The organism is Citrobacter sp. MGH106, assembly GCF_001037495.1.
GTDB lineage: Bacteria > Pseudomonadota > Gammaproteobacteria > Enterobacterales > Enterobacteriaceae > Citrobacter > Citrobacter murliniae.
In genome coordinates, this window is record NZ_KQ089822.1 from 647,468 (window position 1) to 663,844 (window position 16,377).

The window sequence follows — 16,377 nt, forward strand, 5'->3', positions numbered from 1 at the left end:
TAAGCCCGCAGTAAAAGATAACGAGGAAAATAATATGTATTTACGACCAGATGAGGTGGCGCGCGTACTTGAAAAAGTGGGCTTTACCGTCGATGTAGTCACACAGAAAGCTTATGGCTATCGACGTGGTGAAAATTATGTGTACGTTAACCGGGAAGCACGCATGGGACGTACCGCTTTAGTTATCCATCCCACGCTAAAAGAGCGCAGTTCATCGCTGGCTGACCCCGCGACAGATATTAAAACCTGCGATCACTATCAGCAATTTCCGCTTTATTTAGCGGGAGAAACCCATGAACATTATGGTATTCCGCACGGCTTTAGCTCGCGTGTTGCGCTTGAGCGTTATTTAAATGGGTTGTTTGGTGACGTGAGTTCGAACTAAAGGCGCGACTGGCGATGCCAGTCGCGAAGAAGATGTATTTAGGCTTTAGCCTGGTGATAGCTGCTGACTTTAAACAGGCGGCGGCAATAATCAAGGAAGTAGCCATACACAGCCCCCATCAGCATTGATACCACGATGTTTGAACTTACTGCAGCTGTAATCTGATGCCAGTCAGCGCCAACCGTCAACAGAATAACGACATATACCGGAGACTGGAACGTTACATACGCCAGCACATCTGCCAGATTTTTAGCCCATCCGGCTGACGTGGCTTTACGCGCCGCGCGCATGAATAAATCACGGTACATACCATAGGGCCAGGCGATCAGAATGTTAACAGGGATAGCCACCAGTCTGGAAGAAAGCGATTGTTCAAAGGTCATTCCAGAGAGGAATACTTCGATCAACATGTTCACGACAGAACAATAAACAACCATCGCGAACGTGTCTGCTACAGCATGACGCAAGCGTGACTGCGGAGAGAACATGTTAATGCTCCTTGTAAAAAGGGAAGAAAAGGTTTTGAATGCCTTTTAACTAGTGTTTTATCTTGCTGTTTTCGCGTTTTAATAGGATATATGGCTACATAATAACTGGCAACTAGCTTAAAATTTTTATTTATTGTCTTTTTGTCGATAAAATGCTCTGTGTTGGTTCGTTTTTTGTTCGTTTTGGCATTTTCGTTGCTGTATTGGTTAAAACTCTTTTAAATCAATATCTTATTTTGACTTGTTTTTCTGAATTTTTTGAGCTCCTTTCTGAATGTGAATTGATGTTGGGTATGTCTGCCAGACCAGACTGTACGTTGTGATTTTCTGTATTGTGGGTATATGATTTAAGAGGCCGTTAGCCATATTTATTTTAATACTCACGTTATATAAAATATCGGAAAATCGACTCACCCGTACCAACAGGTAAATAATAAGAAACGTTGTTAGCTTAATACTTTGCGACAAAATATACTGGAAATAGAAAAAACAATCGAATACACTTCCTGCCGTATTACTGTTTTTGATTTCTGCGTTAAAGAGGTTTTATTAATATGAGCTTAATGTTAAAAAACTTAAATAATATCCGCACACTGCGTTCTATGGCCCGTGAATTTCCCATCGAGGTTCTTGAAGATATGTTGGAAAAATTCAGGGTAGTTACCAAAGAAAGACGCGATGAAGAAGAAAAGCTACAGCGTCAGCGTGCAGAGCAGCAGGAAAAAATTAATACGTTGTTGGCGCTGATGCAAGCTGATGGAATTAATCCAGAAGAGTTGCTGAGTATGGTGCCAACCACGTCACGGGGCGGAAAAAAACGCCAACCGCGTCCGGCGAAATATCATTTTACTGATACCAATGGTGAAACGAAAACATGGACCGGACAAGGACGTACACCGAAGCCCATTGCTCAGGCACTGGCTGCTGGTAAATCTCTCGACGATTTTTTAATCTGATAGCAATGCGGTGAGGAGATCCTCACCGCTTATTTCAGCAAACGCCGAAATCACCGTCTTCGGAATATCGCGTAACATCAGCAGCTTTCAGTGTGAATTTCTCACCGCTTTCGTTACTGGCTTGTACGGCCACAATCTGATCGCCATTCACTTCGACAACTTTCAGTTTTGGTCCGCCCATACGCGGTTGCACCAAATCGCCAGGTTTAAACATACTGCGCTCCTTTCTTTATCACATGGCCCACCATAGAGCACGTCAATTGGCGGGTACAGCGCTGTTTCGGTTATTACCGCTTAATGAGTACGTCGGTTCCACGGCATTTTATCCAGTAGCCGTGCCATGCCACAAAAGCCGGTAACGCCAGCAAGAACCAGACCTGCGCCGACAAAACCGCTGAGTAAGAAGAAGCCACTGTTGACCGTGTAACCGAGAACGACGCCGAGTAAGGCAAGGCTACCAGCCGCAATCTGCACCTGACGCATCAGCGGCAACGGCTGTGAGTTATCTTTTGTTACCGGCAAACCTGCAGCTTTCCAGCCGTCGATTCCGCCCTCAAGCAGCCAGACCTGTGCAGGCGCGGCGGTGGCATGCAATTTGGCTGCGGCGTTTTGTGTGCGCTTGCCCGACTGGCAGTGAAAAATAATGCGCTCGGCCCGCAAATTTGTGGGTAGTGAGTTCTGTTCCAGGGTGGATAGCGGGGCCAGTTGCGCCTCTGGGATATGCTCGTACAGATACTCATCTGCATCACGGATATCAATCAGTTTTGCCCCTTGTGCCAGGAGCGCCTGTGCTTCGCGCGGGGAAATTATCCCAATGGTCATGATGGTTCCTTATGGGCAATACAGTGTTTTTAATGTGGCGATAAGTGAATTCACCGCCGCATTTTTAATGAAATAGAGGATGCGCTGAGCATCTCGCTGGCTTTCTATCAGACCTTCCTCGCGCATTCGCGCCAGATGTTGGGAGGTCGCGGAAGGACTCAAGCCGGTAATGCGGGCTAATTCACCCGCGCTGGTACCCGGTGAACCGCAGAGCATGCACAAAATCAGCAACCGTTTCGGATTGCTCATCGCTTTGAGCAGGGCGGCCGCTTTTTCAGCGCTGGCCTGGAGTTGTTCAAGTTCAGTCATAGTTATTTAAGTGAGTTCTAAATTAAGCGCATTCTAAAATAAACAATCATCGTACGCCAGCGTAAAGAGAGTAAAGGAGGGTAAAACCGCAGGGGAGGGCTGGCAGAGTTGAGTACACTGGTTATGCTTAGAGACGAAATCTCTTTTTATACCCGTCATACTTAAGTTGCATGCGCGTTGGCTACGAGTTACACGACTCATCCATGAGTCTCGCCTTACGGGCGGTTGTTCCGTAGCGCTCAAATCTGTTTCTGACAGATTTGTCGCTCACCCGAATCACTTGCAAGAGCAAGCTCATCGGGACTCACTCTTTTGCCGTCTGGCTGCAACTCAAATTATTTTGGGTATACACAATGATTAATTTTTTGCTTGTATGGAGTGTGTATGGGTTTCTGGAGAATTGTTTTAACTATTATTTTGCCTCCTCTTGGTGTACTGCTGGGGAAAGGATTTGGCTGGGCGTTTATCCTCAATATCGTACTGACACTGCTGGGTTACATCCCCGGTCTTATTCATGCATTCTGGGTACAGACGCGTAACTAATCTTTTCCACTATTGCGGCGCATCTGCGCCGCTTTCCTGATCGATCCTTCCCCTCTGCTACACTTCTTGGTGTTGATTGTTAATAACCGAGGTGAATATGGGTCTCTTCAATTTTGTGAAAGATGCGGGTGAAAAACTCTGGGATGCGGTCACAGGAAATCATGGTGGTGACGAACTGGCGAAAAAGGTGCAGGAACACCTGAGTAAAACCGGTATTCCAGATGCAGATAAAGTGAACGTCCAAATTGCCGAAGGTAAGGCGACCGTTTCTGGAGATGGGTTAAGCCAGGAAACGAAAGAAAAAATTCTGATCGCGATCGGTAATATCTCCGGTATTGGTAGTGTGGATGACCAGGTCACAACTTCTGCGCCGGCGAATGAAAGTCAGTTTTATACGGTGAAGTCCGGTGACACGCTGAGCGCTATTTCGAAACAGGTTTATGGTAATGCTAACCTGTACAATAAGATATTCGAGGCGAATAAACCGATGCTGAAAAGCCCGGATAAAATCTATCCCGGGCAGGTTTTACGTATTCCGGAAGAGTAAAGAAGAACAGGTTTATTCCGTCAGAAGTTTTCCGGACATGGCCTGCTGAATAATAGGAATTGGCGTCAGCAGGTGCTGGCGCATTAATTCGCTGGCGCGCTCTGCATCGCGCGCCATAATTGCTTCGGTAAGCGTCTGATGCTGATCGTGTTTATCTTCAAGCATTTCAACGGATAGCACCGTTTTACGCAGCCAGATAAACCGGTAGCGTGCTGCGAGATCGAACAACCGTTCGCGCATTTGCAGCAAATAGTGTGAACCGCACCCGGCAACAATTGCCGTGTGAAACGCCTGATGTCGCTGATCCCACTCATCCAGCATCTGCTCGCTGGCGTCAACAGCTTCAAGCTTGCTCAGCATATGTGCCCGCGCCAGAATCTCTGCTTCCCAGGCGTCGTCCCCGCGCTCAATTGCCAGACTCACCAGCATTGCCTCCGTATTAGCGCGGGCGTCAAAAATATCGAGCAGCTCCTGCTCTGACATCGATGCCACACGATACCCTTTCTGATTGACCACCGTGACCAGCTGTTCTGCCACCAGTTGCGAAAGCGCTTCGCGCAACGGCCCGACTCCCAGTTCATAGCGCGAGGTCAGCAGGCTCATTCGCAGTTTTTCATCAGGCTGATACACACCACGGATGATGTCGTTTTTGAGCCAGCGGTACCCATCAATGGCCGTCGGTTGGGAAATGGCGGTCATGGTCATACTCCTGAAAAGGTTTCCCGGCCTGTGCCGGGAACGGATTTAATGCGTATTTTGCAAGGGTGCTTTTTGCCACGATAGCAGTTTTTTCCAGCGTGACATAATTGGTACGGTGCAAATAATCCCGATGGCGAGCAGCCCGGTTGAGATAACCTCCAGCTGTTGCGCCGGGCGAAAGAGCATCACCACTAATACAAAGATAATAAAGGCGATGACCAGCCAGGTCAGCCACGGATAGAGCCACATTCTCAGCTTAATTTCACCGCCTTGTGCCAGCAGGATCTTGCGCATCCGGAGCTGGGAAATAGCAATCACCAGATAGACCAGCAGCGCGATGGCGCCAGAGCTGTCGATCAGAAACTTAAACACTTTTGCTGGCGCATAATAGTTGACGATCACGGTGAGGAAAGCAGCCCCAGTTGACAGCAGCACCGCAACATAAGGTGTTTTGCTACGGTTAGTTTTGCCCATAAAAGCTGGGGCATCTCCACGACGGCTCAGGGAGTAGAGCATCCTGGATGCCGTATACAGCGCAGAGTTCAAACAACTGGTTACCGACAGTAAAATGACGCAGTCCATGATCAGTTTCGCGTGCGGGATGTGCAGTAATTCCAGCACCGAGCGGTAAGAGCCAACCTCTTTAAGCCCCGGCATGTTCCACGGGATCAATGCCACCACCACGAAAATTGAGCACAGATAGAAAATAGAGATACGCCAGATAACCGAGTTCGTGGCGCGCACGATGTGTTTATCCGGGGTGTCGGACTCCGCGGCGGCAATGGTAACAATCTCCGCGCCCATAAAGGAGAACATGGTTATCAGCATCGCGCTGAGCACCGCGCCAAAACCGTTAGGCATAAAGCCGCCGTGATCCCACAGCCGTGAAATTCCACTGACCTCAGCGTAGGGATAGAAACCGCTAATCGCTGCCGCGCCCAGGGCGATAAACGCCAGAATGGCAATCACTTTGCACAGCGCCAGCCAGAACTCGAACTCACCGTAATTTTTGACGCTCAGCAAATTACTGCCGGTTAACGCCAGCGTGATAACCAGCGAGAACAGCCAGACAGGAATGCCTGGGATCCATGAGTGCAGTATTATGGCGGCAATATTAGCTTCCAGTGGGATCACCAATACCCAGAACCACCAGTACAGCCAGCCGATGGTATAACCAGCCCACGGCCCGATAGCCTTGTCGGCGTAAGTAGAAAAGGAACCGGTATCTGGGGTGGCAACGGCCATTTCGGCCAGCATACGCATAATCATCACCACCAGTAATCCGGCGAACAGATAGGCCAGCAATACCGCAGGTCCTGCTTCTGCAATGGCTACGCTTGAACCTACAAACAGACTTGCACCGATAACCCCGGCAATAGATAACATGGTGACGTGGCGTGATTTCAGCCCGCCCCCTAAATCATGTGATTGTGACACTTGCCCCATCTTTTAAACCTCTCGAAAGTATTTCACTTGGGAGAGCACCCCGGCATTCCCGCGCCGGGGCACGCGTATAATTGTTATTGGATATTTTTACCGGACGGCCTTATCCGTTTTGTTTTGCTTGTTTGTCGAATGGCGGCGTAAAGGCCTTATCTGACCTACAGATTGCGCCATCCGGCAATTAGTGCTGCTTCGCCTCATCAAAACACTGGGCGATAATGTCCAGCCCCTGGCGGATTTGCGCATCTTCGATGGTGAGTGGCACGAGGATACGTAGTACGTTGTAGTACGGCCCACAGGAGAGCAGGATCAGCCCTTTATCACGGGCCCGGGCAACGATCTCAGCAGTCAGTTTGGCATCTGGCTTGTTGTGGTCGCCGTCTTCGAACAGTTCGATGGCAATCATCGCTCCCAGGCCGCGAACATCACCGATTTCGCGATGTGTTTCGGCGATTGCCAGCAGCCCATCACGCAGGGTCTTGCCCAGCTCATTGGCTTTTTGCAGCAGGTTTTCCTGCTCGAAAATGTTCAGCACCGCCAGCGCAGCGGCACAGGCAATCGGGTTACCGGCATAAGTGCCACCCAGACCGCCTGGGGGGATGGCGTCCATCACTTCGGCGCGTCCGGTAACACCTGCCAGCGGGAAGCCACCGGCGATGGATTTAGCGAAGGTGGTGATATCTGGCGCGACGCCCATCTGCTCCATGGCAAACAGCGTGCCGGTACGGCCCGCGCCGCTTTGCACTTCATCGGCAATCAGCATGATCCCGTGTTCATCACAAATTGCGCGCAGGCGTTGCATAAAGGCGGGGGAAGCGGCGTAAAAACCGCCTTCGCCCTGTACCGGCTCAATCACGATGGCGGCGACATCTTCCGGGGCGGCGTCGTTTTTAAAGATTCGATGGATGCTGGCGATAGCATCGTCTTCGCTGATACCGTGCAGAGCGCAAGGATACAGTGCGCGATAAACGTGGCCCGGCATTAGTCCCATTCCGGCAGAGTACGGATTGACTTTCCCGGTTAATGACAGGGTGTAGTGGGTACGACCGTGATAGGCGCCGCTAAAGGCGATGGTGCCGGTTCGTTTGGTGGCGGCTCGGGCAATTTTCACCGCGTTTTCCACCGCTTCAGAGCCGGTAGTGACCAGCAGCGTTTTCTTAGCAAAATCGCCCGGCACCTTCTTGTTCATGATTTCGCAAAGTTCCAGGTACGGCTCATAAGCCAGCACCTGGAAGCAGGTATGCGACAGCTTTTTTAGCTGAGCTTCTACCGCAGAGACAATTTGTGGATGCAGGTGACCGGTATTCAGCACCGCGATACCGCCAGCAAAGTCGAGGAACTCGCGGCCTTCAACGTCCCAGACCCGGCAGTTTTCTGCGCGTTCGGCAAAAATAGGGTGGATCTGTCCTACGCCACGAGGAACGGCATTGCTGCGACGTTGCATAAGTTCTTTATTGGTGCTCATCAGGTGTTCTCCAGTATTTGTTTTATTAAAGGCCAATGCACATATATTTGATTTCTAAGTAATCTTCGATGCCGTATTTAGAGCCTTCACGACCAAGGCCAGAAGCTTTAATTCCGCCGAATGGGGCGACTTCGTTGGAGATGATGCCGGTGTTAATCCCGACGATGCCGTACTCCAGCGCTTCGCCGACGCGGAAAACGCGGCTTAAATCGCGGGCGTAGAAGTAAGCCGCCAGACCAAACTCGGTATCGTTGGCTTGTGCGATGACGTCAGCCTCATCTTTAAAACGAAATAGCGGAGCCAGCGGGCCGAAGGTCTCTTCTTTGGCGACCTTTGCGTTGTCAGGTACTTCCACCAGAATGGTGGGCTGGAAGAAGTTGCCGCCCAGCGCATGCGCCTTGCCACCCGTGATAACCCGAGCGCCTTTCTCCAGCGCATCTGCGATGTGCTCCTGCACTTTGGCAACCGCTTTCTCATCAATCAGCGGCCCGGTGGTGACGTTGGGCTCCAGGCCGTCGCCGAGGTGCAGCTTGCTCACGGCCTGCTGGAGTTTCTCAGCAAAACGTTCATACACGCCGTCCTGAACATACAGACGGTTGGCGCAGACGCAGGTCTGCCCGGCGTTACGAAACTTCGATGCCAGCGCGCCTTCCACCGCTTTATCGAGATCGGCATCGTCAAAGACGATAAACGGCGCATTGCCGCCCAGTTCCAGCGACACCTTTTTGATGTCTTTAGCGCATTGCTGCATGAGCTGACGACCAATCTCGGTAGAGCCGGTAAACGACAGCTTGCGTACCAGCGGGTTGCTGGTCAGCTCGTTGCCAACTGCGCCAGCCGAGCCGGTGACGACGCTGAATACGCCCGCCGGGATCCCGGCGCGATTGGCCAGCTCCGCCAGCGCCAGCGCTGAGTAAGGCGTCTGGCTGGCCGGTTTGAGTACCATCGTGCAGCCTGCCGCCAGCGCCGGACCGGCTTTGCGGGTGATCATCGCCGAAGGGAAGTTCCACGGCGTAATCGCGGCGGTCACGCCGATAGGTTGCTTAATGACGATCAGGCGCTTATCGGCCTGATGACCTGGGATGGTGTCGCCGTAGATACGTTTGCCCTCTTCGGCAAACCACTCAATAAAGGAGGCGGCATAGATGATTTCACCTTTCGCTTCCGCCAGCGGTTTCCCCTGTTCGAGGGTCATCAGGCGGGCGAGATCGTCCTGATGTTCAATCATCAGGTTAAACCAGCGGCGCAGAATATTCGCCCGCTCTTTGGCGGTCAGCGTCCGCCACGCGGGCAGTGCACGGTTAGCGGCTTCAATGGCCTCGCGGGTTTCATCCGCACCCATTTTCGGTACGCTACCTAACTGCTGACCATTTGCGGGGTTGGTCACCGCGATGGTCTCGCCGCTGTTGGCGTCACGCCAGTGGCCGTTGATCAATGCCTGCTGGCGAAACAAGGTTGGATCGTTAAGTTGCATGATTGCTTCCTGTCATAAAATGTTTAACGAGTGAATGCGGCGTGTAATGTTTCCACGCTACGTGCCGCACGCAGCGTGCGTCCGGGATTGTTCTGGTTTTCCAGCAGCGCATGAACCTTGCTGACGATATGCGCACCGATAGGGATTGCCGATGTCGCGGCTGGAGAGGGGGCGTTGCAGGTATGAATTGAACGTGGCGTGGTGACAAACAGAAAGTCGTCGATCAACTTACCGTCAGGCGATACCGCCTGCGCACGTACGCCCGCGGGCCACGGCTGCAGATCTTTTTGCGTCAGGCTCGGGCAGTACTTTTGTACCAGCCGCAGATAGCCGCTTTTGCACAGTGAGTTTTTCATCTCACTAAGGCCGGAACGCAGGTTATTTTGCAGCACCCGGCGGATGCCGGAGGAACCTAATATCTCCAGCGTGTCGCTGAGGGAAATATCGCGTTTGCGATAACCTTCACGCTTAAACGCCAGTACTGCGTTGGGACCTACCGTTACGCTGCCGTCAATCATGCGGGTGAGATGAACGCCAAGAAACGGCATCGCCGGGTCGGGAATGGGGTAGATCAGATGGTTGACTATCTGGTTATGCTCTGGCGCCAGACGGAAGTATTCACCGCGAAACGGGCAGATGATAAAGCCGGGGTCGACGCCAAGCATTTTCACCAGTCGGTCAGCCATCAGGCCGGAGCAGGTAATCAGCGTCGCGCCCTCATATTCCTGACCCTGGCGGGTATGCACGATTACACCTGTAGCGTGTTCTTTCAGCGCGCTGACTTCGGCGTTGTAAATAATCTCACCGCCTCTGGCCTGAAAGATTTTCGCCATTGCAGCCGTCACTTCACGGTAGCTGACAATCCCGCTCGACGGGACAAAAATACCGCCCAGTCCGGTGATGTTCGGCTCACGCTCACGCAGTTCTTCAGCGTTCAGCCACTCGCGTTCTAAGCCGTTGGCGGCGGTGCGATCCCATAAGGCGCGCATCCGCTCCATTTCCAGTTCAGAGGTGGCAACCAGCATTTTTCCGCAGACGTCATAGCGGATGTCGTTTTGGTCGCAAAAGGCTTTGGTAGCACGATTTCCGGCCAGGCAAAACTGTGCCTTCAGGCTGCCGGGGGTGTAATAAACCCCGGCATGGATCACGCCGCTATTGTGGCCCGTCTGGTGACAGGCCGGGCCGGACTCTTTTTCCAGCAGCGCAATTCTGGCGTCCGGATAGACATCAATCAGCTGCATGGCGGTCGACATGCCGATAATGCCGCCGCCAATAATCACAAAATCATACATCCACTATTTTCCTTCGCGCTTACTGATGGGTCTGGTAGTGGTTGGTGGAGTAAGCAAAGTAACCACGCTGGCGCATCAGTTCACGGCGCAGATCAGGATGCGACGTAAAACGATCGCGACCGTGCAGCCAGAACAGGTTGTTGATCAGCAGGAATTTGCCGACTGAAACCGGAACAGACAGGATGCTTTTGCTGGTTTCCAGCGCGTCTGAGAGATCGCTCAGCCAGACACCTTCTTCATAGTCTTTTGGCTGGACGAACTGGTCGATGTAGCGCATCACCGGGCGACCCTGTTGGTCGACGTCAAACACCGGATGAAACACGTCCTGGCTGACGTTTTTGCTTGGTGGTGCGGCGAAGCGCATAGCGCGGCGTGCCAGCGGATGGGTGAAGTACTGATCCAGATGTTCCCAGTCGTCAAGGTGCAGCAGCAGCGAATTACCGCCGGTCATGTTCTGCTCGTCGATCTTCATCATCAACACGTAGTCGGTGATTTCTTCGAGGTAGGTTCCGTCGTTATGCAACTCCATTACACGGTGCGGCTGGCGCAGATAGCTGTCTGAGTTATCAACGTTTTTAACCACAAAACGCGCATAGTACTGACCGCTCATCGCATCAAAATTGGAGCGTCCGATAAGATGTGCGACTGCCGTTGCCAGCTTGACCATCTCTTCTGCTTGCGCCACGTCATCAACACCCACGGCGTTGATCAGTAGTGCGCCTTCAGCACGATCCAGCAGCGTTTTCAGCAGCAGAGGCTGCAACTGATTACCGCACAAATCGTCGAGGATTTTGCTCACTTTAAATCGCAAGAAAGATTTGTATTCCAGTGCCTGCACCGGCCACTGTGCCACAGCTTGCAGAAATTGCTCCGTAGTCTCGGCGGAGAAAGTCAGTTCCAGCAGGCGTGGAGACTGGGCTGATGGTTTCAGCGTGAAACCGCTGTAGTGCTGGGCTGGATCTTCAGCGTTCGGTTTTACGGCAGTCAGTGCGTTCATCAGAATCGATCCTCTCAGTAGATTGTCAGGGAGACATGGCGATGCTCGTTTCGTAGCCATAAATTAAAAATATCTACATTTTTGAAAAGTGCGCACAAAATTGACTGCTTTGTTTATTATTTGTGATCAAAAGCAACAATTATTTAACAATATAAAAGATGAGGGTAAGTGTGATGCAGGGAAGAAAATCAAGAAGGGAATGTTTTAAAACAATGAGTTAATAATGCTGCCGCTGATAAGGGATGCAGCGGCAGCAAAATATCAGTAGCCGACTTTATAGACGCGACCGGTTTGTATGCCTTCCACGCTGCGGCGAAAAGCATTTGCCACCGTAGTGGCGGGCACGCTTTCAAAACCAGGGAAGAAACTATCGTAAGCGTCGGCGGATTCGCTCAGCACGGTGGGACTGATCAGATTAATGCGAATTCCGCGCTCTAATTCGCAGGCAGCAGCGCGAACAAAACCTTCCAGTCCGGCATTGACGGTTGCAGCGCTTGCCCCTTGCGCAATCGGCTCATGAGCGATGATGCCGCTGATAAGCGTAATTGAACCGCCATCATTCAGATAGTGTTGCCCGGTTAATGCCAGCCGCACCTGACCTAACAGCTTATCCTGCAACCCCTGATTAAACTCGTTGTCGGTCATTGTCGACAACGGACCAAAGAACAGGTTGCCGGTGGCGGACACGATCGCATCTACCCGACCGATTTTTTCAAACAACGCCTGCACGCTCTCCTGAGAAGTGATATCAACCAGGTAATCACCCTGTGTGCGGCCCACGCGAACAACGTCATGTGTACGGCTCAATACTTCTGTGACTGCGCGACCGACTGTGCCGCTGGCACCAATAACGACGATTTTCATAACCACCTCCTGAATAGTGTGAGCCACCATTCTTTAATGAAAATGAAATCAGATAAACTGGCTAAAAGTTAGATGATTGCTAACCAGAGGTTTGTAATATGGACAAGTTGCGCGGCATGGAAACATTTATCGCCGTGGTGGAGAGCGGTAGCTTTACCGGCGCGGCAACGCGACTGGAGATGTCGGCGGTAATGGTGGGGAAATATATCGCCCAGCTTGAAGTTCAGCTCGGTACGCGTCTGCTGGAGCGTAATACCCGTCGCCAGAGTTTGACCGATGCCGGGCGGGTTTACTTTGAAGAAGCCAGACGAGTATTGGAGCAGGTGGCAATAGCTGAAAGCTCGGTAGAGCGCTTGCGGCTGGTACCTGCTGGCACGCTGCGCATCAGCGCACCAACCTCATTTGGCGCATGTGTGGTATCGCCTTTGGCTGCTGCTTTTTTACAGACCTGGCCGGAGGTACGTCTTGAACTGGATCTGACTAACCGGATGGTTGATCTGGTAGATGAGGGTGTGGATCTGGCGATCCGGATTGGTGATATTCATCAGACTGATGTAGTGGCGAAATACCTGTGTCCGTACCGTATGGCGATCTGCGCCTCACCGGAGTATCTGGCCCGTCACGGTACGCCCCGAACGCCGGCAGATCTGGTGGATCATTTGTGTTTATCCCACACGGTGTGGACGGCCCGCAACGAATGGAAGCTGCCGGGCGTGGAAGGGGAGGTCAGATGGAAACGCGATGCGATCCTGCGTTGTAACGATGGCCACGGCCTGCGTATGGCGGCGGTCGCAGGGGCGGGTCTGCTGTTGCAGCCCGAGGTTTTACTGGCCGAAGAACTCACAAGTGGCAGGTTGGTTCGGGTACTGGAGGGCTTTACACCTGAACCGCGCCCGATACATCTGCTGTGGCGGCAGGATTTACGCCCGCTGCCAAAGCTGACGCAGTTTGTCGAGCATGTCCTGGCAGGAACTCAGGGTTTACGCTCAAAATAAAAATGCCGGATGGCGCTGCGCTTATCCGGCCTACAGTGGCGATCAATCGTAGGCCGGATAAGGCGCGTCATTTTACTAACCGATGTCCACCTGCGGCTTGTTGTGGCGCTTACGGATCAGACGCAGCACGGGTGGGATCACGATAACCATCACTGCCAGTACCAGCAGTACTTTTGCCACCCCGCTTGCCCACAGAATATCTATGTTTCCATTACTGATAGACAGCGCGCGACGCAGATTCTGCTCCAACATTTCCCCCAGTACAAACCCGAGAATCAACGGTGACATCGGGAAGTGCATTTTTCGCAGTATGTAGCCCAGTACGCCGAGGGCGACCATCAGCACCAGATCGAAAGTGGTACTGTGGACTGCATAAACGCCTACTGCGGAGACTGCGGCAATGGCCGGAACCAGGAACCACAGCGGAATGGTTAGCATGCGGGTAAACAAACCTATCAGCGGAATGTTCATCACCAGCAGCATCACGTTAGCAATCAGCAGCGCTGCAATCAGCCCCCAGACGATATCTGGTTGCTCGGTGAACATGGCCGGGCCTGGCGCGATGTTGTACAGCGTCAGCGCACCCATCATCACCGCTGTGGTACCGGAGCCAGGCACACCGAGCGTCAACATCGGAATAAAGGATCCGCAGGCCGAGGCGTTGTTCGCCGCTTCTGGTGCGGCAACGCCACGAATATCCCCTTTACCAAAGCTGTCGCTGTTACCGCTGAGTTTTTTCTCAGTCATGTAGGTGATTGCGCTGGCGATGGTCGCCCCGGCGCCTGGTAGCACACCGACAAAAAAGCCAATCACCGACGAGCGAAGTGTCGCGCCCACACACTGCATACCTTCTTTGGCGTTAAACAACATGCGGCCTGTTTTACGCACCAGCGTCTGGCCACTGCTGGTATGTTCCAGCATTAACAGTATTTCTGACACAGAGAACAACCCAATCACCACCACGATAAACTGCACGCCATCAGAGAGATGGACACTGTCAAAGGTGAAGCGATAGACCCCGGTGTTGGCATCTACGCCGACGGTCGCAAGGCCGAGACCGATTAGCGCTGCCAGAAATGATTTCAGTGGGTTTTGCGCCATCATGCTGCCGAGGCAGGCAATGGCGAAGACCATTAAGGCAAAGTATTCTGCCGGACCGAAAGCCAGCGACCATTGCGCTAACGCCGGGGCAAACAGAATGATGCCACCGATAGCGATAAGTGAGCCGAAAAAGGAGCTGACCGCCGAGATAGAGAGCGCCACGCCGCCGCGCCCTTGCTGCGCCATCGGATAGCCGTCAAGCGCGGTCATAATGGCGGCTGCATCGCCGGGAACATTGAGCAGAATCGAGGAGATGCGCCCGCCGTATTCACAGCCGATATAAACAGTGGCCAGCAGGATCAGCGCAGACTCTGCTGGCAGATGCAATGCGAAGGCCAGCGGCAGCAGGATCGCCACGCCGTTGATGGGCCCGAGGCCCGGCAGCAGCCCAACGATGGTGCCAACAAAACAGCCGATCAAGGCGATAACCAGGTTTTCCGGCGTCATCGCCACCGCAAAACCTTGAGAAAGATATATCCAGGTATCCATCGTTTCTCCGTTAACCCAGCCAGGCGCCGAGTGGTAAGGTGACATCAAGCAGCCGATCGAAGGCATACCACAGAAGAATGCCGAGGACAGAGCCAGAAATACCCGCAGCCGGAATGGTGGCACCGAACAACATGCCAATCACCACGGTGAGAATGGCGGTGGCAATCGGAAAGCCCAGCCATTCAAACCCCCAGGCGTACATCAACAGAACAATCACCATCGTGAGCAGTTTTTGCAGCACGTGGCGGCGAGGCCAACTGATGGTGTCCGGATGACGCAACAGCAGCGCCACGGCGCACAGGAGCATCAGGCTGATAATGCCAAGTGGAAAGGGACGCGGCCCAACCGGTTCATAACTGTATTCGCTGCTGATTTGCCAGGCTATGAACAGCCCGGCGATACAGAGCAACAGCCAGATACCCGCAAAAATACGATCGCTCATCATCAATGTCCCTGCGGTTATTTAGCCAGGCCGAAGGCTTTCGCCTGCTCACGATAATCGGTGACCTGCTTCTTCACGTAATCGTCGAGCTGCTTGCCGCTCATGTTGAATTCGAACAGACCGCGCAGTTCGCGCTGCTTTTTAAACTCATCGGTCTGCTGGAGCTTGTTAAATGCTTCAACCCACCACCGATATTCAGCATCGCTGACTTTTGGTCCGACGTAGAAGCCACGGATGATCGGCCACACGAGGTCATAGCCCTGCTCTTTAGCTGTAGGGACATTTGCCAGTTGGCCAGGCAGACGTTCGTCAGAGAACACTGCCAGCACACGGATCTTGTCGCCGCTGAGATAGGGCACCATTTCGCTGAGATCCCCAGACACTACCTGCACATGATTTCCCATCAGCGCAGTCACCGGCTCGCCGCCGCCTTCAAACGCCACGTAACGCATCTTGTGCGGATCGACGTTGGCTTTTTGTGCCAGCAGCGCTGACTTCATCCAGTCCTGACTGCCGATAGAAGCACCAGCACCAATCACCACGCTGTTGGGATCTTTCTCCATGGCCGTCAGCAGATCTTTCAGCGTTTTCCACGGTGAGTCGTTGCGTACGGCAATCATGCCGTAATCAGTTCCCACGCTTGCCAGCCAGCGCACATCATCGACGCCATAGCGACCAAACTTGCCCTGCGACAGGTTCAGCAGCGAGCCGCCAGAGAAGGCCACCACGGTTCCCGCCTCGGCAGGGCGTTGCGCGACGATGGCGTTATAGGCTACCGCGCCCACCCCGCCGGGCATGTAGGTCACGCGCATCGGTTTTTCGATAGCACCCGTTTCCATCATGCTCACCTGAATCAGCTTACAGGTGAGGTCGAATCCCCCGCCGGGTTTCGCCGGAGCGATACATTCAGTGCGTGAGGGGGCTTGTTCAGCCAGAACAGCGGTACTCATCAGTAACATGCTTGCAGTAAGGGTACGAAGTAATTGTTTTTTCATTATTTATCCTCGCGCCGGGCGACCGGAGTTTCGGGTACGAAAGAAGATTTTTGTGATTATGTGAGCCGATG

General features: G+C 52.8%; 19 protein-coding genes. 5 read left to right on the forward strand and 14 right to left on the reverse strand.

Going from position 1 to position 16,377, the window contains the following annotated elements; all coding sequences use genetic code 11:
* Positions 1 to 34 precede the first annotated feature (34 nt).
* Positions 35 to 385: a DUF2002 family protein gene (locus tag SK36_RS02950; RefSeq protein WP_045446554.1), complete on the forward strand. Its 351-nt coding sequence runs from the start codon at positions 35 to 37 to the stop codon at positions 383 to 385.
* Positions 386 to 423: 38 nt separating this feature from the next.
* Here SK36_RS02950 and alaE read toward each other — a convergent pair whose 3' ends face one another.
* Positions 424 to 873, reverse strand: a complete 450-nt coding sequence (gene alaE, locus SK36_RS02955) for an L-alanine exporter AlaE (RefSeq protein ID WP_045446551.1) — start codon at positions 871 to 873, stop codon at positions 424 to 426.
* A gap of 554 nt (positions 874 to 1,427) precedes the next feature.
* Here alaE and stpA point away from each other — a divergent pair.
* Positions 1,428 to 1,829 carry a DNA-binding protein StpA gene (gene stpA, locus SK36_RS02960; RefSeq protein ID WP_045446547.1) on the forward strand — a complete coding sequence of 134 codons (402 nt, stop codon included), beginning with the start codon at positions 1,428 to 1,430 and terminating at the stop codon, positions 1,827 to 1,829.
* Positions 1,830 to 1,863: 34 nt separating this feature from the next.
* On the opposite strand, the gene SK36_RS02965 is transcribed toward stpA, so the two are convergent.
* The 3 genes from SK36_RS02965 to SK36_RS02975 all read right to left on the reverse strand — a co-directional run bounded on the left by SK36_RS02965 (position 1,864) and on the right by SK36_RS02975 (position 2,960).
* On the reverse strand, positions 1,864 to 2,043 hold the full coding sequence (locus SK36_RS02965; RefSeq protein ID WP_045446544.1) for a hypothetical protein: 180 nt from the start codon (positions 2,041 to 2,043) through the stop codon (positions 1,864 to 1,866).
* 80 nt (positions 2,044 to 2,123) lie between these two features.
* Entirely contained in the window at positions 2,124 to 2,651 is a 528-nt protein-coding gene (locus SK36_RS02970; RefSeq protein ID WP_045446541.1) for a rhodanese family protein, read from the reverse strand.
* A 9-nt stretch (positions 2,652 to 2,660) separates the two neighbouring features.
* Entirely contained in the window at positions 2,661 to 2,960 is a 300-nt protein-coding gene (locus SK36_RS02975) for an ArsR/SmtB family transcription factor (RefSeq protein ID WP_048220707.1), read from the reverse strand.
* Positions 2,961 to 3,344: 384 nt separating this feature from the next.
* On the opposite strand from SK36_RS02975, the gene SK36_RS23255 reads away from it, so the two are divergent.
* On the forward strand, positions 3,345 to 3,503 hold the full coding sequence (locus SK36_RS23255) for a YqaE/Pmp3 family membrane protein (RefSeq protein WP_045446535.1): 159 nt from the start codon (positions 3,345 to 3,347) through the stop codon (positions 3,501 to 3,503).
* 97 nt (positions 3,504 to 3,600) lie between these two features.
* Positions 3,601 to 4,050, forward strand: a complete 450-nt coding sequence (lysM, locus tag SK36_RS02985; RefSeq protein WP_048220708.1) for a peptidoglycan-binding protein LysM — start codon at positions 3,601 to 3,603, stop codon at positions 4,048 to 4,050.
* 12 nt (positions 4,051 to 4,062) lie between these two features.
* Here lysM and csiR read toward each other — a convergent pair whose 3' ends face one another.
* From csiR to SK36_RS03020, 7 genes are all read right to left on the reverse strand, one after another.
* Positions 4,063 to 4,749, reverse strand: a complete 687-nt coding sequence (csiR, locus tag SK36_RS02990) for a DNA-binding transcriptional regulator CsiR (RefSeq protein ID WP_045446529.1) — start codon at positions 4,747 to 4,749, stop codon at positions 4,063 to 4,065.
* Between the two features lie 45 nt (positions 4,750 to 4,794).
* Entirely contained in the window at positions 4,795 to 6,195 is a 1,401-nt protein-coding gene (gene gabP, locus SK36_RS02995) for a GABA permease (protein WP_045446526.1), read from the reverse strand.
* Positions 6,196 to 6,373: 178 nt separating this feature from the next.
* Positions 6,374 to 7,657 (reverse strand): 4-aminobutyrate--2-oxoglutarate transaminase, encoded by a 1,284-nt coding sequence (gene gabT, locus SK36_RS03000; RefSeq protein WP_048220709.1) that lies wholly within the window; start codon positions 7,655 to 7,657, stop codon positions 6,374 to 6,376.
* Positions 7,658 to 7,682: 25 nt separating this feature from the next.
* Positions 7,683 to 9,131: an NADP-dependent succinate-semialdehyde dehydrogenase gene (gene gabD / locus SK36_RS03005; RefSeq protein ID WP_048220711.1), complete on the reverse strand. Its 1,449-nt coding sequence runs from the start codon at positions 9,129 to 9,131 to the stop codon at positions 7,683 to 7,685.
* A 23-nt stretch (positions 9,132 to 9,154) separates the two neighbouring features.
* Positions 9,155 to 10,423 carry an L-2-hydroxyglutarate oxidase gene (lhgO, locus tag SK36_RS03010; protein WP_048220712.1) on the reverse strand — a complete coding sequence of 423 codons (1,269 nt, stop codon included), beginning with the start codon at positions 10,421 to 10,423 and terminating at the stop codon, positions 9,155 to 9,157.
* Positions 10,424 to 10,442: 19 nt separating this feature from the next.
* A complete protein-coding gene (gene glaH, locus SK36_RS03015) occupies positions 10,443 to 11,420 on the reverse strand; it encodes a glutarate dioxygenase GlaH (protein WP_045446517.1) in 978 nt (325 codons plus the stop codon).
* 261 nt (positions 11,421 to 11,681) lie between these two features.
* Positions 11,682 to 12,284, reverse strand: a complete 603-nt coding sequence (locus tag SK36_RS03020; protein ID WP_048220713.1) for a short chain dehydrogenase — start codon at positions 12,282 to 12,284, stop codon at positions 11,682 to 11,684.
* 98 nt (positions 12,285 to 12,382) lie between these two features.
* Between SK36_RS03020 and SK36_RS03025 the strand changes: the two genes are divergently transcribed.
* On the forward strand, positions 12,383 to 13,279 hold the full coding sequence (locus tag SK36_RS03025) for a LysR family transcriptional regulator (protein WP_045446514.1): 897 nt from the start codon (positions 12,383 to 12,385) through the stop codon (positions 13,277 to 13,279).
* Positions 13,280 to 13,354: 75 nt separating this feature from the next.
* On the opposite strand, the gene SK36_RS03030 is transcribed toward SK36_RS03025, so the two are convergent.
* The 3 genes from SK36_RS03030 to SK36_RS03040 are packed head-to-tail and all read right to left on the reverse strand — an operon-like array spanning position 13,355 to position 16,306.
* Positions 13,355 to 14,869: a tripartite tricarboxylate transporter permease gene (locus SK36_RS03030; RefSeq protein WP_048220714.1), complete on the reverse strand. Its 1,515-nt coding sequence runs from the start codon at positions 14,867 to 14,869 to the stop codon at positions 13,355 to 13,357.
* Positions 14,870 to 14,879: 10 nt separating this feature from the next.
* Complete coding sequence (locus tag SK36_RS03035) at positions 14,880 to 15,314, reverse strand: tripartite tricarboxylate transporter TctB family protein (RefSeq protein WP_136345262.1); 435 nt, start codon at positions 15,312 to 15,314, stop codon at positions 14,880 to 14,882.
* A 14-nt stretch (positions 15,315 to 15,328) separates the two neighbouring features.
* Positions 15,329 to 16,306: a Bug family tripartite tricarboxylate transporter substrate binding protein gene (locus SK36_RS03040; RefSeq protein WP_045446510.1), complete on the reverse strand. Its 978-nt coding sequence runs from the start codon at positions 16,304 to 16,306 to the stop codon at positions 15,329 to 15,331.
* Between the last annotated feature and the right edge of the window lie 71 nt (positions 16,307 to 16,377).